19 protein-coding genes are annotated in these 16,278 nt (G+C 59.7%); 10 read left to right on the top strand and 9 right to left on the bottom strand.

Features of this window, described 5'->3' with window-relative positions:
• The first annotated feature begins 20 nt into the window (after positions 1-20).
• Entirely contained in the window at positions 21-1,331 is a 1,311-nt protein-coding gene (locus ACVWXD_RS24585) for an MFS transporter (protein ID WP_179179711.1), read from the top strand.
• 36 nt (positions 1,332-1,367) lie between these two features.
• Here ACVWXD_RS24585 and ACVWXD_RS24580 read toward each other — a convergent pair whose 3' ends face one another.
• From ACVWXD_RS24580 to trpB, 4 genes are all read right to left on the bottom strand, one after another.
• Positions 1,368-3,020 (bottom strand): FAD-binding protein, encoded by a 1,653-nt coding sequence (locus ACVWXD_RS24580; protein ID WP_457371422.1) that lies wholly within the window; start codon positions 3,018-3,020, stop codon positions 1,368-1,370.
• A 180-nt stretch (positions 3,021-3,200) separates the two neighbouring features.
• Entirely contained in the window at positions 3,201-3,641 is a 441-nt protein-coding gene (locus ACVWXD_RS24575; RefSeq protein ID WP_032885113.1) for an anti-virulence regulator CigR family protein, read from the bottom strand.
• A gap of 135 nt (positions 3,642-3,776) precedes the next feature.
• The gene (gene trpA / locus ACVWXD_RS24570) at positions 3,777-4,586 is read right to left on the bottom strand and encodes a tryptophan synthase subunit alpha (protein ID WP_032885112.1); all 810 of its coding nucleotides are present in this window, start codon (positions 4,584-4,586) and stop codon (positions 3,777-3,779) included.
• Complete coding sequence (gene trpB / locus ACVWXD_RS24565; RefSeq protein ID WP_181644040.1) at positions 4,586-5,812, bottom strand: tryptophan synthase subunit beta; 1,227 nt, start codon at positions 5,810-5,812, stop codon at positions 4,586-4,588. The genes trpA and trpB overlap by 1 nt, the downstream gene beginning before the upstream one ends.
• Positions 5,813-5,922: 110 nt before the next feature.
• On the opposite strand from trpB, the gene ACVWXD_RS24560 reads away from it, so the two are divergent.
• Positions 5,923-6,819 carry a LysR family transcriptional regulator gene (locus tag ACVWXD_RS24560; protein ID WP_181644039.1) on the top strand — a complete coding sequence of 299 codons (897 nt, stop codon included), beginning with the start codon at positions 5,923-5,925 and terminating at the stop codon, positions 6,817-6,819.
• A gap of 8 nt (positions 6,820-6,827) precedes the next feature.
• Here ACVWXD_RS24560 and ACVWXD_RS24555 read toward each other — a convergent pair whose 3' ends face one another.
• Positions 6,828-7,154 carry a DUF883 family protein gene (locus ACVWXD_RS24555; RefSeq protein ID WP_457371421.1) on the bottom strand — a complete coding sequence of 109 codons (327 nt, stop codon included), beginning with the start codon at positions 7,152-7,154 and terminating at the stop codon, positions 6,828-6,830.
• Between the two features lie 156 nt (positions 7,155-7,310).
• Between ACVWXD_RS24555 and ACVWXD_RS24550 the strand changes: the two genes are divergently transcribed.
• Positions 7,311-7,526: a dodecin gene (locus ACVWXD_RS24550; protein WP_032885105.1), complete on the top strand. Its 216-nt coding sequence runs from the start codon at positions 7,311-7,313 to the stop codon at positions 7,524-7,526.
• A gap of 116 nt (positions 7,527-7,642) precedes the next feature.
• A complete protein-coding gene (locus ACVWXD_RS24545; protein ID WP_032885104.1) occupies positions 7,643-7,867 on the top strand; it encodes a DUF1161 domain-containing protein in 225 nt (74 codons plus the stop codon).
• A gap of 59 nt (positions 7,868-7,926) precedes the next feature.
• Here ACVWXD_RS24545 and ACVWXD_RS24540 read toward each other — a convergent pair whose 3' ends face one another.
• A complete protein-coding gene (locus ACVWXD_RS24540; protein WP_032885102.1) occupies positions 7,927-8,928 on the bottom strand; it encodes an LLM class flavin-dependent oxidoreductase in 1,002 nt (333 codons plus the stop codon).
• A gap of 218 nt (positions 8,929-9,146) precedes the next feature.
• Here ACVWXD_RS24540 and ACVWXD_RS24535 point away from each other — a divergent pair, with 218 nt between their 5' ends.
• Both ACVWXD_RS24535 and ACVWXD_RS24530 read left to right on the top strand, forming a co-directional pair.
• Positions 9,147-9,578 carry an OsmC family protein gene (locus ACVWXD_RS24535; protein WP_010207768.1) on the top strand — a complete coding sequence of 144 codons (432 nt, stop codon included), beginning with the start codon at positions 9,147-9,149 and terminating at the stop codon, positions 9,576-9,578.
• Positions 9,579-9,786: 208 nt separating this feature from the next.
• Positions 9,787-10,026: a DUF1161 domain-containing protein gene (locus tag ACVWXD_RS24530; RefSeq protein WP_032885100.1), complete on the top strand. Its 240-nt coding sequence runs from the start codon at positions 9,787-9,789 to the stop codon at positions 10,024-10,026.
• Here the strand turns inward: ACVWXD_RS24530 and ACVWXD_RS24525 are convergent, their stop codons facing one another.
• Positions 10,027-10,449 carry a PA0061/PA0062 family lipoprotein gene (locus ACVWXD_RS24525; RefSeq protein ID WP_032885099.1) on the bottom strand — a complete coding sequence of 141 codons (423 nt, stop codon included), beginning with the start codon at positions 10,447-10,449 and terminating at the stop codon, positions 10,027-10,029.
• Between the two features lie 74 nt (positions 10,450-10,523).
• Between ACVWXD_RS24525 and ACVWXD_RS24520 the strand changes: the two genes are divergently transcribed.
• Positions 10,524-11,561: an aminopeptidase gene (locus ACVWXD_RS24520; RefSeq protein ID WP_457371420.1), complete on the top strand. Its 1,038-nt coding sequence runs from the start codon at positions 10,524-10,526 to the stop codon at positions 11,559-11,561.
• A gap of 76 nt (positions 11,562-11,637) precedes the next feature.
• Here ACVWXD_RS24520 and ACVWXD_RS24515 read toward each other — a convergent pair whose 3' ends face one another.
• A complete protein-coding gene (locus tag ACVWXD_RS24515; protein ID WP_122681854.1) occupies positions 11,638-12,297 on the bottom strand; it encodes an HAD family hydrolase in 660 nt (219 codons plus the stop codon).
• A complete protein-coding gene (locus tag ACVWXD_RS24510; RefSeq protein ID WP_099601826.1) occupies positions 12,294-12,836 on the bottom strand; it encodes a gamma carbonic anhydrase family protein in 543 nt (180 codons plus the stop codon). Before ACVWXD_RS24510 ends, ACVWXD_RS24515 begins: the two co-directional genes overlap by 4 nt.
• Before the next feature lie 102 nt (positions 12,837-12,938).
• Here ACVWXD_RS24510 and prlC point away from each other — a divergent pair, with 102 nt between their 5' ends.
• The 3 genes from prlC (at position 12,939) to ACVWXD_RS24495 (ending at position 16,276) form a co-directional block, all read left to right on the top strand.
• Positions 12,939-14,990: an oligopeptidase A gene (prlC, locus tag ACVWXD_RS24505; protein WP_457371419.1), complete on the top strand. Its 2,052-nt coding sequence runs from the start codon at positions 12,939-12,941 to the stop codon at positions 14,988-14,990.
• Positions 14,987-15,262 carry a YheV family putative zinc ribbon protein gene (locus tag ACVWXD_RS24500; protein ID WP_032885090.1) on the top strand — a complete coding sequence of 92 codons (276 nt, stop codon included), beginning with the start codon at positions 14,987-14,989 and terminating at the stop codon, positions 15,260-15,262. The genes prlC and ACVWXD_RS24500 overlap by 4 nt, the downstream gene beginning before the upstream one ends.
• A gap of 261 nt (positions 15,263-15,523) precedes the next feature.
• Positions 15,524-16,276, top strand: coding sequence for a gluconate 2-dehydrogenase subunit 3 family protein (locus tag ACVWXD_RS24495; protein ID WP_260366942.1), 753 nt, complete (start codon positions 15,524-15,526; stop codon positions 16,274-16,276).
• The last annotated feature ends 2 nt before the right edge of the window (positions 16,277-16,278 follow it).

Genomic DNA, 16,278 nt, shown 5'->3' with positions numbered 1-16,278 from the left:
CATAAGAAGAGGCAACCCCCATGCACCCTGAATCCTTCACCGGGCAGGCTTCTTTAGTCACGCCTACCAGAAAGCGCTACTTCATCATGGTGCTGTTGTTTATCACCGTGGTGATCAACTACCTCGACCGCAGCAACCTGTCGATTGCCGCCCCGGCGTTGACCAGCGAGCTGGGCATCGACCCGGTACATGTCGGGCTGATTTTCTCGGCGTTCGGCTGGACCTATGCCGCCATGCAGATCCCCGGCGGTTGGCTGGTGGATCGAGTGCCGCCGCGTATCCTCTACACCGTCGCCCTGCTGCTTTGGTCCATCGCCACCGTGATGCTCGGTTTCGCCGCCAGCTTTATTGCGCTGTTCGTGCTGCGCATGGCGGTAGGCGCCCTGGAAGCACCGGCCTACCCCATCAACAGCCGGGTTGTCACCAGCTGGTTTCCCGAGCGTGAGCGCGCCACTGCCATTGGCTTTTACACCTCCGGGCAGTTTGTCGGGCTGGCGTTCCTGACGCCGGTCCTGGCCTGGTTGCAGCATCACTACGGCTGGCACATGGTGTTTATTGTCACTGGCGGAGTGGGCATTCTGTGGGCGGCGATCTGGTATGCCGTGTATCGCGAGCCCCGGGACTTCAAAGGCGTCAACGCAGCCGAAATCGAGTTGATCCGCGAAGGTGGCGGGTTGGTGGACCTCAGCGCACAAGCGGGCAAGACCAAGGCGCCATTCAGCTGGGTCGACCTGGGCATTGTCCTCAGCAAGCGCAAGTTGTGGGGCATCTACCTGGGGCAGTTCTGCCTGAACTCCACGTTGTGGTTCTTCCTGACGTGGTTCCCGACCTACCTGGTGAAATACCGCGGCATGGACTTCATCAAGTCCGGCATGCTCGCATCACTGCCCTTCCTCGCGGCCTTCGTTGGCGTGTTGTGCTCGGGGTTGTTTTCCGACTGGCTGATCCGTCGCGGTGCCTCGGTGGGGTTCGCCCGCAAGCTGCCGATCATCAGCGGCCTGCTGATATCTACGGCGATCATTGGCGCCAACTTTGTCGAATCGACACCGTTGGTCATCGCCTTCCTGGCTTTGGCGTTCTTCGGCAACGGTCTGGCCTCAATCACGTGGTCGCTGGTTTCGACCCTTGCCCCTGCACGTCTGCTGGGACTGACCGGCGGTGTGTTCAACTTCATCGGCAACCTGGCGGCGATTACCACGCCAATCGTCATCGGTTTCCTGGCCAGCGGCGATTCGTTTGCGCCGGCGATCACTTACATCGCCGTGCTGGCGCTGTTGGGCGCACTGTCCTACGTGCTGTTGGTGGGCAAGGTCGAGCGGATCGAGTTGTAAGCAGTGGGCGGCCTGCGGGCCGCCCGTTTGCTGGGCTTAGGGCACCGACATTTCGTTGCGGAACACGTTTAGCGGATCCCAACGTTGCTTGGTTCGGCGCAGACGGTTTTCGATGATTGTGTTGGGGAAGAAAACTCCATACCACAGAGGGTTCCTGGGGTTCGCGGGATTGCCACCGAGGTGGGTCATGTCCAGGTCGGGGTAGTTGATGTAGCAGCCCTCGAACTCCGGGTCATTGGGAACGCCGTTGGTGAATGCAGCGTAATAGAGTCCTCGGATCCAGTCGGCATGGGCGCGGTCGATGGTGTCATCGTCTGCGTGCCAGTAACACTGCGGTTGCCATTTGAGGTACGAGGAGCGTTGCGCGGCTGACGTCTGCGCCAGGATCGGGCCGTCCATCTGGTTGATGCGCCCGCCGAACGACTGGATCTGAATCAGGCTCTGGGTCAGGTATTGCTGATCGTCCGGCAAGGTCAGCGTCGTCCAGATCGCGTCCAGCACGCGCTGCGTAAACCCGCCTTTTTGATACGCCGATTTATAACGCCCGCGCTGATTGTCGCCGGAACCGTTGAGCGATTGGGTCGCGTACAACCAGTCCAAACGCCTGGCGGCCTCATGGGCGGCTTGCAGAGAGTCGATGCGGCGGCCCTTTTGCCGGCTGCGTGGCTGATGCACGACGTAGAACGGTAGGAGTGACTCCGTCGCACTGACGCCCACCGCCTCCTGCATGCTGCAGACAAAGTCATCGAACGGCGCCAGGTCGTCGAGCTGCCCATCCTTGTCAACGTAGTGAATGCCAAGTGTCACATTGCCGGTGTTCAGATGACGCATTTCCAGTTTGGTTGCCAGGCCCCAGGTTGCCGAGTCGGCCTGATGATCCACGAACCATTTTTGATAGGCGTGCAGCAAGCGTTCGAGGGCGGTGCGTCTGAGATCTGACCAATCCCACTCCAAGGACAGCCAGAGCACTTCTTTCGGGGCTTGCGGCAGCGTCTTGAAGTAGTAACCGGTGATGATGCCGAACTGCCCGCCACCGGCACCGCAACAGGCGGCGAACAGATCCAGTTCGTCGGCATCGATGCTGTTACGGGACACGTGAATCGGTTCAAGACCCGAGCCGGAGGCATTGGCGACCAGCAAGTCGACGCCGTCCAGCCAATCGCAGACCAGCCCGTATTTACGCGACAGCAGCCCATAGCCGCCACCGCAGATATGCCCGCCCAGTCCTACTGAATAGCAAGAGCCGCTCGGCAGGGTTTTGCCCGCCAGTTTGTACAACGCGACGCTGGTGTCCCAGTTCTGGCAGCCAGGTTCCAGGCGGAAGGTGTATTGGTGGGGTGCACCCGGTACCAGCACTGAGCCGATCTGCCCGTTGGGGTCGTAGGCCAGTTGGTTCATTTGCCCGATATCCAGAATCGACAAGACCTCGCCTGGGGCATTCGGCATTTTGTTGGAGACAAACCCTTCGTAACAATGCCCGCCACTGCGTACCGTGATACGGCCATTGGGCACAGCCAGGGCCTCGGCGGCGGCGTCGATAATGTCTTGCGGGCTGCGGCAGAGGTAAATCAGGTTGGCGCCATTGGGCGAGGACTGTGCATGGACGTTACCCAATGGCCAGCGCAGGTTGAAACCCTTTTGCAAGGTTGAGTGACGGTGGTCTGAAGCGGTGATGAGATCAAATGCCATGATGTACTCCTAAGAGCCAAGGATGACTTCTGATGCGGCTAACTTAACGACCGGGAGGGCAAGCACTATGTGGCTTGCGTAGGTGGTTAGACGGCAATAGGCACGAAGTGCGTTGAGGGAGGGGCGGTGTGCCCACCCCCTCAAGCCTAGCGTAAAAAAGAAGGCGTCAGGGTGAGACGGTCAGTTCAGCACGCCGTCCAGAATCTCGTAGACGATACCGGTGCCCACCGCGATCAACACCACATCCGGCCCCGACCGGCGCCATTCATAACCTGGGTACACCGGCAAGCGTGCGAGGGCGCGGTTGTCCAGGCGTTCGCCGTAGTAACCGCGCGGTAGCGGCTGGCCGCGTACCAGGCGCACATTCGGCGGCGGCGGCGCGCCACGGGAGAACTGGCCGTGGTTATCGTGGATGATCTGGCGCACCGGGCCGAAGTCCTGAGGTGGGCCGCCGCGACGGTTGGCCTGCGGACCGCGATGGTCGTCGCCACGTTGCTCGTGCTGACCCTGCGGGCCGCCACGGTCATCACCTCGCTGGTCAGGCGGTGCGGCTTGCACCAGGGCGCTGGCGCCAAGCACCAGTACGCCTAGACCTGCAATCACGGATTTGGGCATTTTCATCGGGTATTCCTCAGGGCACACAAACAAAAAAGGGATTTCGAACGAGGTTCGAAATCCCTTGGTCTTGCTGTTTAGGCCGTGAAGCTGCGAGTTGATTCCTCTGTATCAGGAACTTTACCTCTCGCTACATGGCGCTTACTTACGGGCGTTACGCACACCTTCCGACAGCGCCGCGCAATGGCTCAACACCCCGTCGATGGCTTGTTGGTCGTTGCTGGCATTGGCGATGTGATCGATCAACGCCGACCCCACCACCACACCGTCCGCCAAGCGCGCGATAGCGGCGGCTTGTTCCGGCGTGCGGATACCAAAACCGATGCTGATCGGCAGGTCGGTATGGCGACGCAGGCGGGTCACGGCCTCTTCGACATGCTCCAGAGTGGCGGCACCGGCACCGGTCACGCCGGCTACCGAAACGTAGTACACAAAGCCTGAGCTGCCGTTGAGGACGGTTGGCAGACGAACGTCGTCGGTGGTCGGCGTGGTCAGGCGGATAAAGTCGATACCCGCCGCTTGCGCCGGGTCGCACAGCTCGCCGTTATGCTCAGGTGGCATGTCGACCACGATCAGGCCATCTACACCGGCCTCTTTGGCGTCGGCGATGAACTTAGGCACGCCGTATTTGTGGATCGGGTTGAAGTAACCCATCAACACCAGCGGAGTGTCGTTGTTGTCTTTACGGAACTCGCGAACCATCTGCAGGGTTTTCAGCAGGTTCTGCTTGGCTTCCAGGGCGCGGATGTTTGCCAGTTGGATGGCTGGACCGTCGGCCATCGGATCGGTGAAGGGCATGCCCAGTTCGATCACATCGGCGCCAGCAGCAGGCAAGCCTTTGAGGATCGCCAGCGAGGTGTCATAACCGGGGTCACCGGCAGTGACGAAGGTCACCAAGGCGGCGCGGTTTTGTTCTTTCAGTTGCGCAAAGCGGGTTTGCAGGCGGCTCATCAGTGTTTCTCCTGCTGGGCGGTTTCCATGTGATGCATGACGGTCTGCATGTCTTTGTCGCCACGTCCGGACAAGTTGACCACCATCAGGTGATCCTTTGGCAAGGACGGTGCGCGCTTGAACACTTCGGCCAGCGCGTGGGCGCTTTCCAGGGCAGGAATGATCCCTTCCAAGCGGCAGCATTTGTGGAAGGCCTCGAGGGCTTCGTGGTCAGTCACCGAGGTGTACTGGACGCGGCCGATATCGTGCAACCAGGCGTGTTCCGGGCCGATGCCGGGGTAGTCGAGACCGGCGGAAATCGAGTGGGCGTCGATGATCTGGCCATCGTCGTCCTGCAGCAGGAAGGTACGGTTGCCGTGCAGCACGCCCGGTACGCCGCCGTTGAGGCTGGCGGCGTGCTTGCCGGTTTCGATGCCATGGCCGGCGGCTTCAACGCCGATGATCTCGACGCTGGTGTCGTCCAGGAAGGGGTGGAACAGGCCCATGGCGTTAGACCCGCCGCCGATGCACGCCACCAGGCTGTCCGGCAGGCGGCCTTCCTGGGCTTGCAGCTGAGTGCGGGTTTCCTTGCCGATCACGGCCTGGAAGTCGCGCACCATCGCCGGGTACGGGTGTGGGCCGGCCACGGTGCCGATCAGGTAGAAGGTGTCGTCGACGTTGGTTACCCAGTCACGCAGGGCTTCGTTCATGGCGTCTTTCAGGGTGCCGGTGCCGGCGATCACGGGGATTACTTCAGCGCCCAACAGTTTCATGCGGAATACGTTGGCCTGCTGGCGCTCGATGTCGGTAGTGCCCATGTAGATCACGCACTGCAGGCCGAAACGCGCTGCGACGGTGGCAGTGGCCACACCGTGCATGCCGGCGCCGGTCTCGGCGATGATGCGTTTTTTGCCCATGCGCCGTGCCAGCAGGATCTGGCCGATGCAGTTGTTGATCTTGTGCGCGCCGGTGTGGTTCAGCTCTTCACGCTTGAGGTAGATCTTGGCGCCGCCGCAGAACTCGGTCAGGCGTTCGGCGAAATAGAGTGGGCTTGGGCGGCCGACGTAGTCGCGCTGGAAGTAGGCCAATTCTTCATTGAACGCCGGATCAATCTTCGCCGCTTCGTATTCGCGGGCCAAGTCGAGGATCAACGGCATCAGGGTTTCGGCGACGTAGCGGCCGCCGAACGCGCCAAACAAGCCGCTGGCGTCAGGGCCGTTGCGCAGATCGGTCTGGGACTGAGTCATGGGACGCTCCAGGAAAGAAGATGTGTAAGAAACAATGAGGGCCACTCTACCCCTCACGCCCCAGGCTGAAAACCGATAAGATTGCCGCAACCTGTCAGGAAAACTCACAGATGAGTCGAGACCTTCCGCCCCTCAATGCCCTGCGCGCCTTTGAAGCCACCGCTCGGCTTAATAGCGTCAGCCAAGCTGCTGAGCAATTACACGTGACCCACGGTGCAGTCAGCCGGCAGTTGAAGGTGCTGGAGGAGCACCTGGGGGTGAGCCTTTTCGCCAAAGATGGGCGCGGCCTTAAACTCACAGATTCCGGCGTTCGACTTCGGGATGCCAGTTTCGAGGCGTTCGAACGTTTAAGGGATGTCTGCGCCGAATTGACTCATGCCAGCGCCGATGCGCCCTTCGTGCTCGGCTGCTCGGGGAGTTTGCTGGCGCGTTGGTTGATCCCGCGCTTGGGGCGTCTGAACTCAGACTTGCCGGACTTGCGCCTGCACTTGTCGGCGGGTGACGGCGACCTTGATCCTCGGCGTCCCGGTCTCGATGCCCTGCTGCTATTCGCCGAGCCACCTTGGCCGGCGGACATGCAGGTGTATGAGCTGGCCAGCGAACGCATCGGCCCGGTGATGAGCCCGCGCTTTATCGGTTACGAGCGTCTGCGGCTCGCGCCCGCCTCGGCTTTATGTGGCGAAGCGCTGCTGCACACCACATCGCGTCCGCAAGCCTGGCCCAGTTGGGCGCAGCAATACGGCATCGCGTCTGGCGCGTTGAAACACGGCCAGGGTTTTGAGCATTTGTATTATTTGCTGGAAGCGGCGGTGGCCGGGCTGGGTGTAGCGATCGCTCCGGAGCCGTTGGTGGCGGAGGACTTGCGTGCAGGTCGCCTGGTGGCGCCGTGGGGTTTCAGTGAAACCCCGGCGCACCTGGCATTGTGGCTACCCAAGCGCGCCGCAGACGGGCGCGCCGGGCAACTGGCGCAGTGGCTCAAAGCTGAGCTGATGCGCCAGCCTGTTTAGCCGGTCAATCAGTCACCGCGTTTGCAGAGCAGGTACGCCGCCAGCAGGCCCAATGCGCCTACCGCCACACCGGCTGTAGTCCATGGGTGCTCTTGGGCGTAGTCGCGGGTAGCAACGCTGGTTTCGCGGATTTTGACTTTGCTTTCTTCATAGGCGTCGCTGATCAGGTGGCGGGATTGCTTGAGAGCATTCTCGGCGTTACTTTTCAGGGCCTTCAACGTTTTGCGCGACTCATCGGACGCATCGTCCTTGAGGCTTTCAAGGGACTTGAGCAGGCTCGAAATCTCGGCTTCCATGCTTTCCAGCGACGCTTTACGTAAAGAAGTGTTGGCCATTTGGACTCTCCTGAAGTGATTGAGTGGCGTGTGTAGATACCGACTCCAGCGGTTTCAGAAAGTGCAGTAAATCTGAACTTTCGAGTGGGAATGACCGCCAGAAGCAGTACGAATATTCACTGCTAGTCTTGATTGACGACCCCTAGGAGAAACGCCATGAGTGATCATCACACCTACAAGAAAGTCGAATTGGTTGGCTCGTCGACCACGAGCATCGAAGACGCCATCAACAACGCCATTGCTGAAGCCAACAAAAGCATCAAGCACTTGGAGTGGTTTGAGGTGACTGAAACTCGTGGGCATATCGAAAATGGCAAGGTCGCCCACTACCAGGTCACCCTCAAGGTGGGGTTCCGAATTGCCAGTAGTTGATAGGGCGAGTTGAACTTTGCTGGCTGGCCGATTGCCATAACCTGCGCTACAAACAATGGGTGCCGACGTGATGAGCGTCGGCACACTCTTTTCGATCAGCGCAAGGAAAGTAACGGATGAAGAAGTTCCTGTTAGCGGTAGGTTTGTTGAGCATTGCGGGCACAGCCCTGGCGGCGGGCAAGCCTTGTGACGAACTGAAAAGCGAAATTGCAGCGAAAATCGACGCCAAGGGCGCTTCGGGTTATTCGCTGGAAGTGGTAGATAAAGGCGCCTCAACCGACGCTAAAGTGGTCGGTAGCTGTGAAGGTGGCACCAAGGAAATCGTCTACAAGCGCGGTTAATCCTGTGTTGCAGACATAAAAAACCGACGCAGGTGCGTCGGTTTTTTTTCGCCTGGATGTTAGCCCTTCATCACTTGCGCCAGCAGCTCGTAGGAATGAATCCGGTCGGCGTGTTCATACAAGTCGCTGGTGAAGATCAACTCATCGGCGCCGGTCTGCTCGACCAACACCTCCAGCTTGGCGCGGATCTTCGCCGGGCTACCCACCATCGCCAGGCCGAGGAAGCTGCCCACAGCGTCTTTTTCATGGGGCAGCCACAGGCCATCCATGGTATCGACCGGCGGTCGCTGCACCAGGCTTTGCCCGCGCATTAGCGCAAGGATGCGTTGGTAAACCGAGGTGGCCAGGTAGTCGGCCTGTTCGTCGGTGTCGGCCGCCACCAGCGGAATGCCGAGCATCACGTAGGGCTTGTCCAGCACAGCAGACGGCTTGAAGTGATTGCGGTAGACGCGAATCGCCTCGTGCATCAGACGCGGTGCGAAATGCGAGGCGAAGGCGTAGGGCAAACCGCGTTCGCCTGCCAGCTGTGCGCTGAACAGGCTGGAACCGAGCAACCAGACCGGCACGTTGGTGCCGGTGCCGGGTACGGCGATCACCCGTTGGTCCGGCGTGCGTGGGCCCAAGTAGGCCATCAGTTCGGCCACGTCTTGCGGGAAGTCATCCGCGCTGCCGGAGCGCTCACGGCGCAGGGCACGGGCGGTCATCTGGTCGGAACCTGGCGCGCGGCCAAGGCCCAGGTCGATACGTCCGGGGTAGAGGCTTTCCAGGGTGCCGAACTGTTCGGCGATCACCAGCGGTGCGTGGTTGGGCAGCATCACGCCGCCGGAGCCGACGCGGATAGTCGACGTGCCGCCGGCCAGGTAACCCAGCAATACCGAGGTGGCCGAGCTGGCGATGCCGTCCATGTTGTGGTGTTCAGCCACCCAAAAACGGTTGTAGCCAAACTTTTCCACGTGCTGGGCCAAATCCAGGGAATTGCGCAACGACTGCGCCACACTGCCGTTGGCCCGTACGGGCACCAGGTCGAGGGTCGAGAACTTCACGTCGGACAGCGATTTCATAAGCCTGCTTCTCCAATTGGGGCGCAGGCTTTTTAGACGATCCAAAACCTGCCGCTTCATGTGCATGTTCTATGCAATGAGGGCATATACCCGAGATTCAATAGCGAGGGTGGAAATTTCCTACTGAATTGCTAGGTTTCTCCGACAAGATGAACTTTGCCATGCTGACTATCCTCAGAACCCTTACTGACGCAAAACCACCGTTCGAGGAGAAAGCTATGAGTATCGTTAAAAAAGCATCCGCGCATTGGGAAGGCGACCTTAAGACTGGCCTGGGTTCCATCTCCACGGAAACCGGCGTGCTGCGCGAAGCGCCTTACGGCTTCAAGGCCCGTTTCGAGGGTGGCAAGGGTACCAACCCAGAAGAACTGATCGGCGCGGCCCATGCCGGCTGCTTCTCCATGGCGTTTTCCATGATTCTGGGCGATGCGGGGCTTAAGGCTGACAGCATCGACACCCAGGCCGAAGTGACGTTGGACCAAGTGGATGGCGGCTTCGCGATCACTGCGGTGCATCTGATCCTCAAGGCCAAAATTCCCGGTGCGAGCCAGGCGCAGTTTGATGAGCTGAGCAAGAAGGCGAAAGAAGGCTGCCCGGTGTCCAAAGTGCTGAATGCGAAAATCAGCCTGGATGCCACGCTGGTTAACTAACACAGCAGGTCCACTGTGGGAGGGGGTTTGCTCCCGATAGCGGTCGGTCAGTTACAGAAATGTTGACTGATGCGCCGCTATCGGGAGCAAGCCCCCTTTCACGTTCAATTCTGAGTTAAATCAGAACTCGGGTTTCCAAACTGTGGTCGAATAGCCATATGCAGCCTAGGCGCACACCCGTGCGCACTGTATTCAGGGAGCTTCACACATGAAACGTTTTGCCTTGGCGATCATCTGCGGTGTGTTGGCCACTTCGGCCGTGGCCGCGCCGAAAGATTGTGAAGAGCTTAGGAAAGAGATCGAGGTCAAGATCCAGGCTAACGCTGTGCCGTCCTACACGCTTGAGATCGTTAGCAAGGAAGAAGCTGAGAAGCACGACGTGGCCATGGTCGTCGGCAGTTGTGAGAACGGCACCAAAGCAATCGTTTACCAAAAAAACAACGACTGATCAGAGGCAGTTCACGCTGCGTTCTTCAGCCAGTAATTGGCGGGCAGCGTTATACAGGCGGATATTCGGCGTGTAGCCCAGTGAGCGCCCTTCCAGGCGATAGCGTTGGCCAGCTTCGAAATGGTCGTACTGCAGGGTTATGAAGCAGGTTCGCTCGGTCGTTTGGCCAAAGCTGCTGAAATTTCCGCCCGTAGGCACTTCAAAATCGAAACGAACCATCAACTCGTGGCTGCCAGGCGGGAATTGGAAGTAACGTCCATCGTTAAGGTTCTTGCCGTCCAGGCGCTGCGCCATCACCAGCTTGGCACCCGGCGTCGGCGTGGCAAAATCAATCCAGGCTTGTTGCGGATCGGCGGCAGGCATCGGGGTCGACGTACAGGCGCTGATGAACACGGCGGCGACACAAAGCAAGAGCTGACGCATGACAGGCACTCGGTGATAGGACGGGTATCGCGGTCAGTATAAACACGAACCTATCACCCAGGAGCAGTGAGGGCATGGTCAGGCGTTTTCTTCCGGGGTTGATGGTTGTGCTGCTCAGCGGTTGTTCCAGCATTAGCTATTACGGCCAACTGGCGGGTGGCCAATGGCAGCTTTTGCAGGCTCGGCAGCCGGTTTCAGCGGTCGTCGCTGACTCGTCCCGCCCGCAGCAGCTACGTGACCATTTGGCGCAGTCCCAGAAAGCGCGAACCTTCGCCAGTGAACACCTGCACCTGCCTGACAACCAGAGTTACCGGCTGTACGCCGATATTGGTCGGCCTTATGTAGTCTGGAATGTGTTCGCCACGCAGGAATTTTCCCTGTCTCCCGAAAACCACTGCTTCCCCATCGCCGGTTGCGTGGCTTATCGCGGCTATTACAGCCAAGGTGCCGCGCGGGGTGAGGCTGCGTTGTTGCGCCAGCGAGGCATGGATGTATCGATTGGCGGTGTTGAGGCCTATTCCACGCTGGGTTGGTTTAATGACCCGATCATCAGTTCAATGATGAACTGGGGCGATGAACGTCTGGCCACGCTGATCTTCCATGAGTTGGCGCATCAGCGTTTTTATGTGAAGGACGACACCGAGTTCAACGAGTCATTTGCCAACTTTGTCGAGCAGGAAGGCACTCGCCAATGGCGCGCCGCCCGTGGCCTGGCGCCGCTGAGCGATGCGACGTTAAAGCAGCGTGACCAATTTATCCAACTGATCCTCGATACTCGAAAGCGCCTGGAAAAGCTCTACGCCCAGCCTTTGGCCGCCGCGCAGATGCGCCAGGCCAAGGCGGCCGAATTCGAGTACTTGCGCCGTGAGTACGGGAAGATGCGCGACAACCAATGGGGTGGGGACAAGCGCTATGACGCTTGGATCAACCAGCCGATGAACAACGCGCGGTTGCTACCGTTCGGGCTGTATGACCAGTGGGTGCCGGCATTTGCGGCGTTGTTCCGGCAGGAAGGTGGGGATTGGCTGAAGTTCTATGCTGCGGTGGAGAAGTTGGGTGGGTTGCCTGTAGTGCAGCGCAAGGCTGCGTTGAGGCAGTTGGAGGGAGGTTGAGCTCTAGGGACTCATCGGGGGCAAGTCCCCCACAGTTTTTCAACATGCGGGAAGACGCTTGCCCCCAATGGCGGCTTCAAGGGCGCTGCAAAAACGCCTGATGCATCTGCGCCAACGTCTCGAAGTGCCAGGTCGGCGCCTCGGCGTTCAACTCTTCGAAACTACCAAACCCATAACCGACGGCTGCCGAATCCAGCCCGTTGCTACGCGCGCCGATCAGGTCGTGCTTGCGATCACCAATCATCAAGGTGTTCGCCGGTTCTAGGCCTTCCTCGCGCATCAGATGGGCGATCAGCTCGACCTTGTTGGTCCGCGTCCCATCAAGTTCGCTGCCGTAGATCACCTTGAAGTGCTTGGCAAAGTCGAAATGCCTAGCGATTTCACGGGCGAATTCCCACGGCTTTGAGGTGGCTACATACAGCTGGCGACCTTGGCTGTTCAAGTCTTCCAGCAGCGGCATCACGCCGTCGAACACACGGTTTTCATACAGCCCCGTGACCTTGAAGCGCTCGCGATAGAAATTCACCGCCTCCCACGCCTTGGCTTCATCGAAGTCGTAGAACTGCATGAATGCTTGCAGCAACGGCGGGCCGATGAAGTGTTCGAGTTTGGTCAGGTCCGGTTCATCGATGCCCAGTTTGCCGAGGGCGTATTGGATCGAGCGGGTAATGCCCTCGCGTGGATCGGTGAGGGTGCCGTCCAGGTCGAACAAAACGGTTTGGTAATGCAGGCTCATTGGTCAAATCCTTCAGCCAAGTGCAGGTCTTTGAGCTTCACGTAGTTCGCGGCGCTGTAGGTGAAAAATGCGCGCTCCTTGTCAGTCAGCGCGCGGATTTGTTTAACCGGACTGCCGACATACAAGAAGCCGCTGTCGAGTTTCTTGCCCGGTGGCACCAGGCTGCCGGCGCCGATAATCACGTCGTCCTCCACCACGGCGCCGTCCATCACGATGCTGCCCATGCCGATCAGGATGCGGTTGCCCACGGTGCAGCCGTGCAGCATGACTTTGTGAGCGATGGTCACGTCGTCGCCGATCAGCAGTGGGAAACCGTCCGGGTTGAAGGGGCCCGCGTGGGTGATGTGCAGCACGCAGCCATCCTGCACGCTGGTGCGCGCACCGATGCGGATGCGGTGCATGTCGCCGCGAATCACGGTCAGCGGCCAAACCGAGCTGTCGGTGCCGATTTCGACATCGCCGATCACCACCGCCGAAATATCGACAAAAGCCCCGGCGCCCAGGGTTGGCGTGTGGTTCTGATAGGTGCGAAGGGTCACGATAGCCTCTCTCTCTTCTGCTGATAGCTGCGGTGGGCGTTGATTGTAATTAAGATGGCCCCATCTTTGTTCTTACATGTTTCTTCAGCCAAGGTGCCAACCGTGAGCGCGAACAACCCTCTTCTGCAGTCCTACGACCTGCCGCCGTTCTCGGCGATCCGTGCCGAGCACGTGCAGCCGGCCATCGAACAGATCCTCGCCGATAACCGCGTTGCCATCGAAGGCATCCTGCAAAGCCAGGGTAAAAATCCGACATGGGCCGGGCTGGTGCTGGCCATGGACGAACTGAATGACCGACTGGGCGCCGCCTGGAGCCCCGTTAGCCACCTCAACGCCGTGTGCAACAGCGCCGAATTGCGTGAGGCCTATGAAAGCTGCCTGCCGGCATTGAGTGCCTACTCCACGGAGATGGGCCAGAACCGCGAACTGTTCCAGGCCTTCGAAGCCCTGGCCAACAGCCCTGAAGCCGCCGGCTTCGACGTGGCGCAAAAAACCATCCTTGAGCACTCTCTGCGTGACTTCCGTCTGTCGGGTATCGACCTGCCGCCCGAGCAGCAGAAGCGTTATGCCGAAGTGCAGAGCAAACTCTCTGAGCTGGGCAGCAAGTTCTCCAACCAGCTGTTGGACGCGACCCAGGCCTGGACCAAACACGTCACCGACGAGGCAACCCTCGCTGGCCTGACCGACTCGGCCAAGGCGCAAATGGCAGCGGCTGCCCAAGCCAAAGGCCTCGACGGCTGGCTGATCACCCTGGAATTCCCCAGCTACTACGCGGTGATGACCTACGCCCACGACCGCGCCCTGCGTGAGGAAATTTACGCGGCCTACTGCACCCGCGCGTCGGACCAAGGCCCGAATGCCGGTCAGAACGATAACGGCCCGGTGATGGAACAGATCCTCGACCTGCGTCAGGAATTGGCGCAACTGCTCGGTTTCGCATCGTTCTCCGAACTGAGCCTCGCCACCAAAATGGCTGAATCCAGCGATCAGGTCCTGAGTTTCCTGCGCGACCTGGCCAAACGCAGCAAGCCGTTTGCCGCCCAGGATCTGCAGCAACTCAAGGCCTATGCCGCCGAACAAGGCTGCGCCGACCTGCAAAGCTGGGACAGCGGTTTCTACGGCGAAAAACTGCGCGAGCAGCGCTACAGCGTGTCCCAGGAAGCCCTGCGCGCTTACTTCCCCATCGACAAAGTGTTGGGCGGCCTGTTTGCCATTGTGCAGCGCCTGTATGGCATCGAGATCGCCGAGCAGAAAGGCTTCGACACCTGGCACCCGGATGTTCGCCTGTTTGAGATCAAGGAAAACGGCCAGCACGTCGGCCGCTTCTTTTTCGACCTCTACGCCCGCGCCAACAAGCGTGGCGGTGCCTGGATGGACGGCGCCCGTGACCGTCGCCGCACCGCTGACGGCGTGCTGCAAAGCCCGGTGGCCAACCTGGTGTGCAACTTCACCCCGGCTGACAGTGGCAAGCCTGCCCTGCTGACCCACGATGAAGTCACCACGTTGTTCCACGAATTCGGCCACGGCCTGCATCACCTGTTGACCCGCGTCGAGCACGCTGGCGTGTCCGGCATCAACGGTGTCGCCTGGGATGCGGTGGAGTTACCGAGCCAGTTTATGGAGAACTGGTGCTGGGAGCCCGAAGGCCTGGCGCTGATCTCCGGCCACTATGAAAGCGGTGAGCCGCTGCCTCAGGATTTGCTGCAAAAAATGCTCGCGGCGAAGAATTTCCAATCCGGCTTGATGATGGTCCGCCAGTTGGAATTCTCGCTGTTTGACTTTGAGATGCACGCCACCCACGGTGATGGCCGCAGCGTGGCGCAAGTGTTGGAAGGCGTACGCGACGAGGTGTCGGTCATGCGTCCGCCAGCCTACAACCGCTTCCCTAACAGTTTTGCGCACATCTTCGCGGGCGGTTATGCGGCGGGTTATTACAGCTATAAGTGGGCTGAAGTGCTGTCGGCGGATGCCTTCTCCAAGTTCGAAGAGGACGGCGTACTTAACGCTGAGACCGGTCGCGCATTCCGCGAGGCGATCCTGGCGCGTGGTGGTTCCCAGGCGCCGATGGTGCTGTTCGTCGACTTCCGCGGACGCGAACCGTCGATTGACGCGCTCTTGCGCCACAGCGGCCTGAGTGAGGACGCGGCAGCATGAATGACGGGCCTGTGATCACCAAAAAACAATTCATCGCCGGGGCTGTCTGCCCGGCGTGCAGCGAGCCGGACAAGCTGAAAATGTGGACCGAGGACAACGTACCGCACCGCGAGTGCGTGGCCTGCGGGTATACCGATACGCTCAATGACCAAGGGCTGTCGGTGCCCAAGGAGTTGGGTACGCGGGTGAATACGTCTGCGCTTAAAGCGCCAGCCGACCCCAAGGTTCAGGCAGTGCAATTCTTCCCGAATCCGAAATTGAAAAAAGACTAACGGCCCTACCCGGGCCAATGTGGGAGGGGGCTTGCCCCCGATAGTGCAAGGTCAGCCAGCCTCTGGATTGGCTGACCCGCCGCTATCGGGAGCAAGTCCCCTCCCGCATTTTTTTGCCTGCAATTATTCGACTTAGGTCGCTGAATCCATAATCTACATCCTTAGCCTGCTATCATTTGTAACTATTGATTGCCCAAATACCGACGAGCCGCTCCCCAGAAGTGGCCGAATAAACCCGTGACCACATGATGAGGTGCACCCATGTCTGATCAAGATCAAGACAACCCCCGGCGTGATTTTTTGCGCAAATCCTTGACCTTGATCCCGGTGGTCACGGTTGCGAGTACCGGCCTCGGTGGCTCGATACTGATGGCCACGCCTGAGCCTGCCCACGCCGCGCCGGCCAAAGCTGCGAAGAACGACAAAGCCTACGAACCGAGCTATTTCACCGCTGAGGAATGGGCGTTCATCAACGCCGCCGTCGAGCGTTTGATCCCCGCAGATGCTCAAGGCCCAGGTGCCCTGGAAGCAGGCGTGCCGGAATACATCGACCGTCAGATGAACACGCCGTACGCCAGCGGCGCGCTGTGGTACATGCAAGGTCCGTTCAACGCGGACGCCCCGCCGGAGATGGGCTGGCAGAGCAAGTTGGTCCCCAAAGAAATTTATCGCCTGGGCATTGCCGCGACGGATGCGTGGTCGAAAGCCTTCAACGGTAAAGCTTTTGCTGCGCAAGACAGCGCTACCCGAGACGATATGCTGCGCCGTCTGGAGGCTGGTGGCGGCGAAGTGGCGGCGCATTTCGACGCGGTACCGCCGAAAATCTTCTTCAACCTGTTACTGCAAAACACCAAGGAAGGCTTCTTTTGCGACCCGATTCACGGTGGCAATAAGGGCATGGTCGGCTGGACCATGATCGGCTTCCCCGGCGCGCGCGCCGACTTTATGGATTGGGTGGAACGCAACGAGCAATACCCCTTCCCGGCTGTTTCCATCCGTGGCGAGAGGGCATAAAC

It is taken from the genome of Pseudomonas sp. TE3911 (assembly GCF_054062775.1).
The sequence above is the reverse complement of the archived record's forward strand: the minus strand, read 5'-3'. Positions and strand labels throughout refer to the sequence as shown.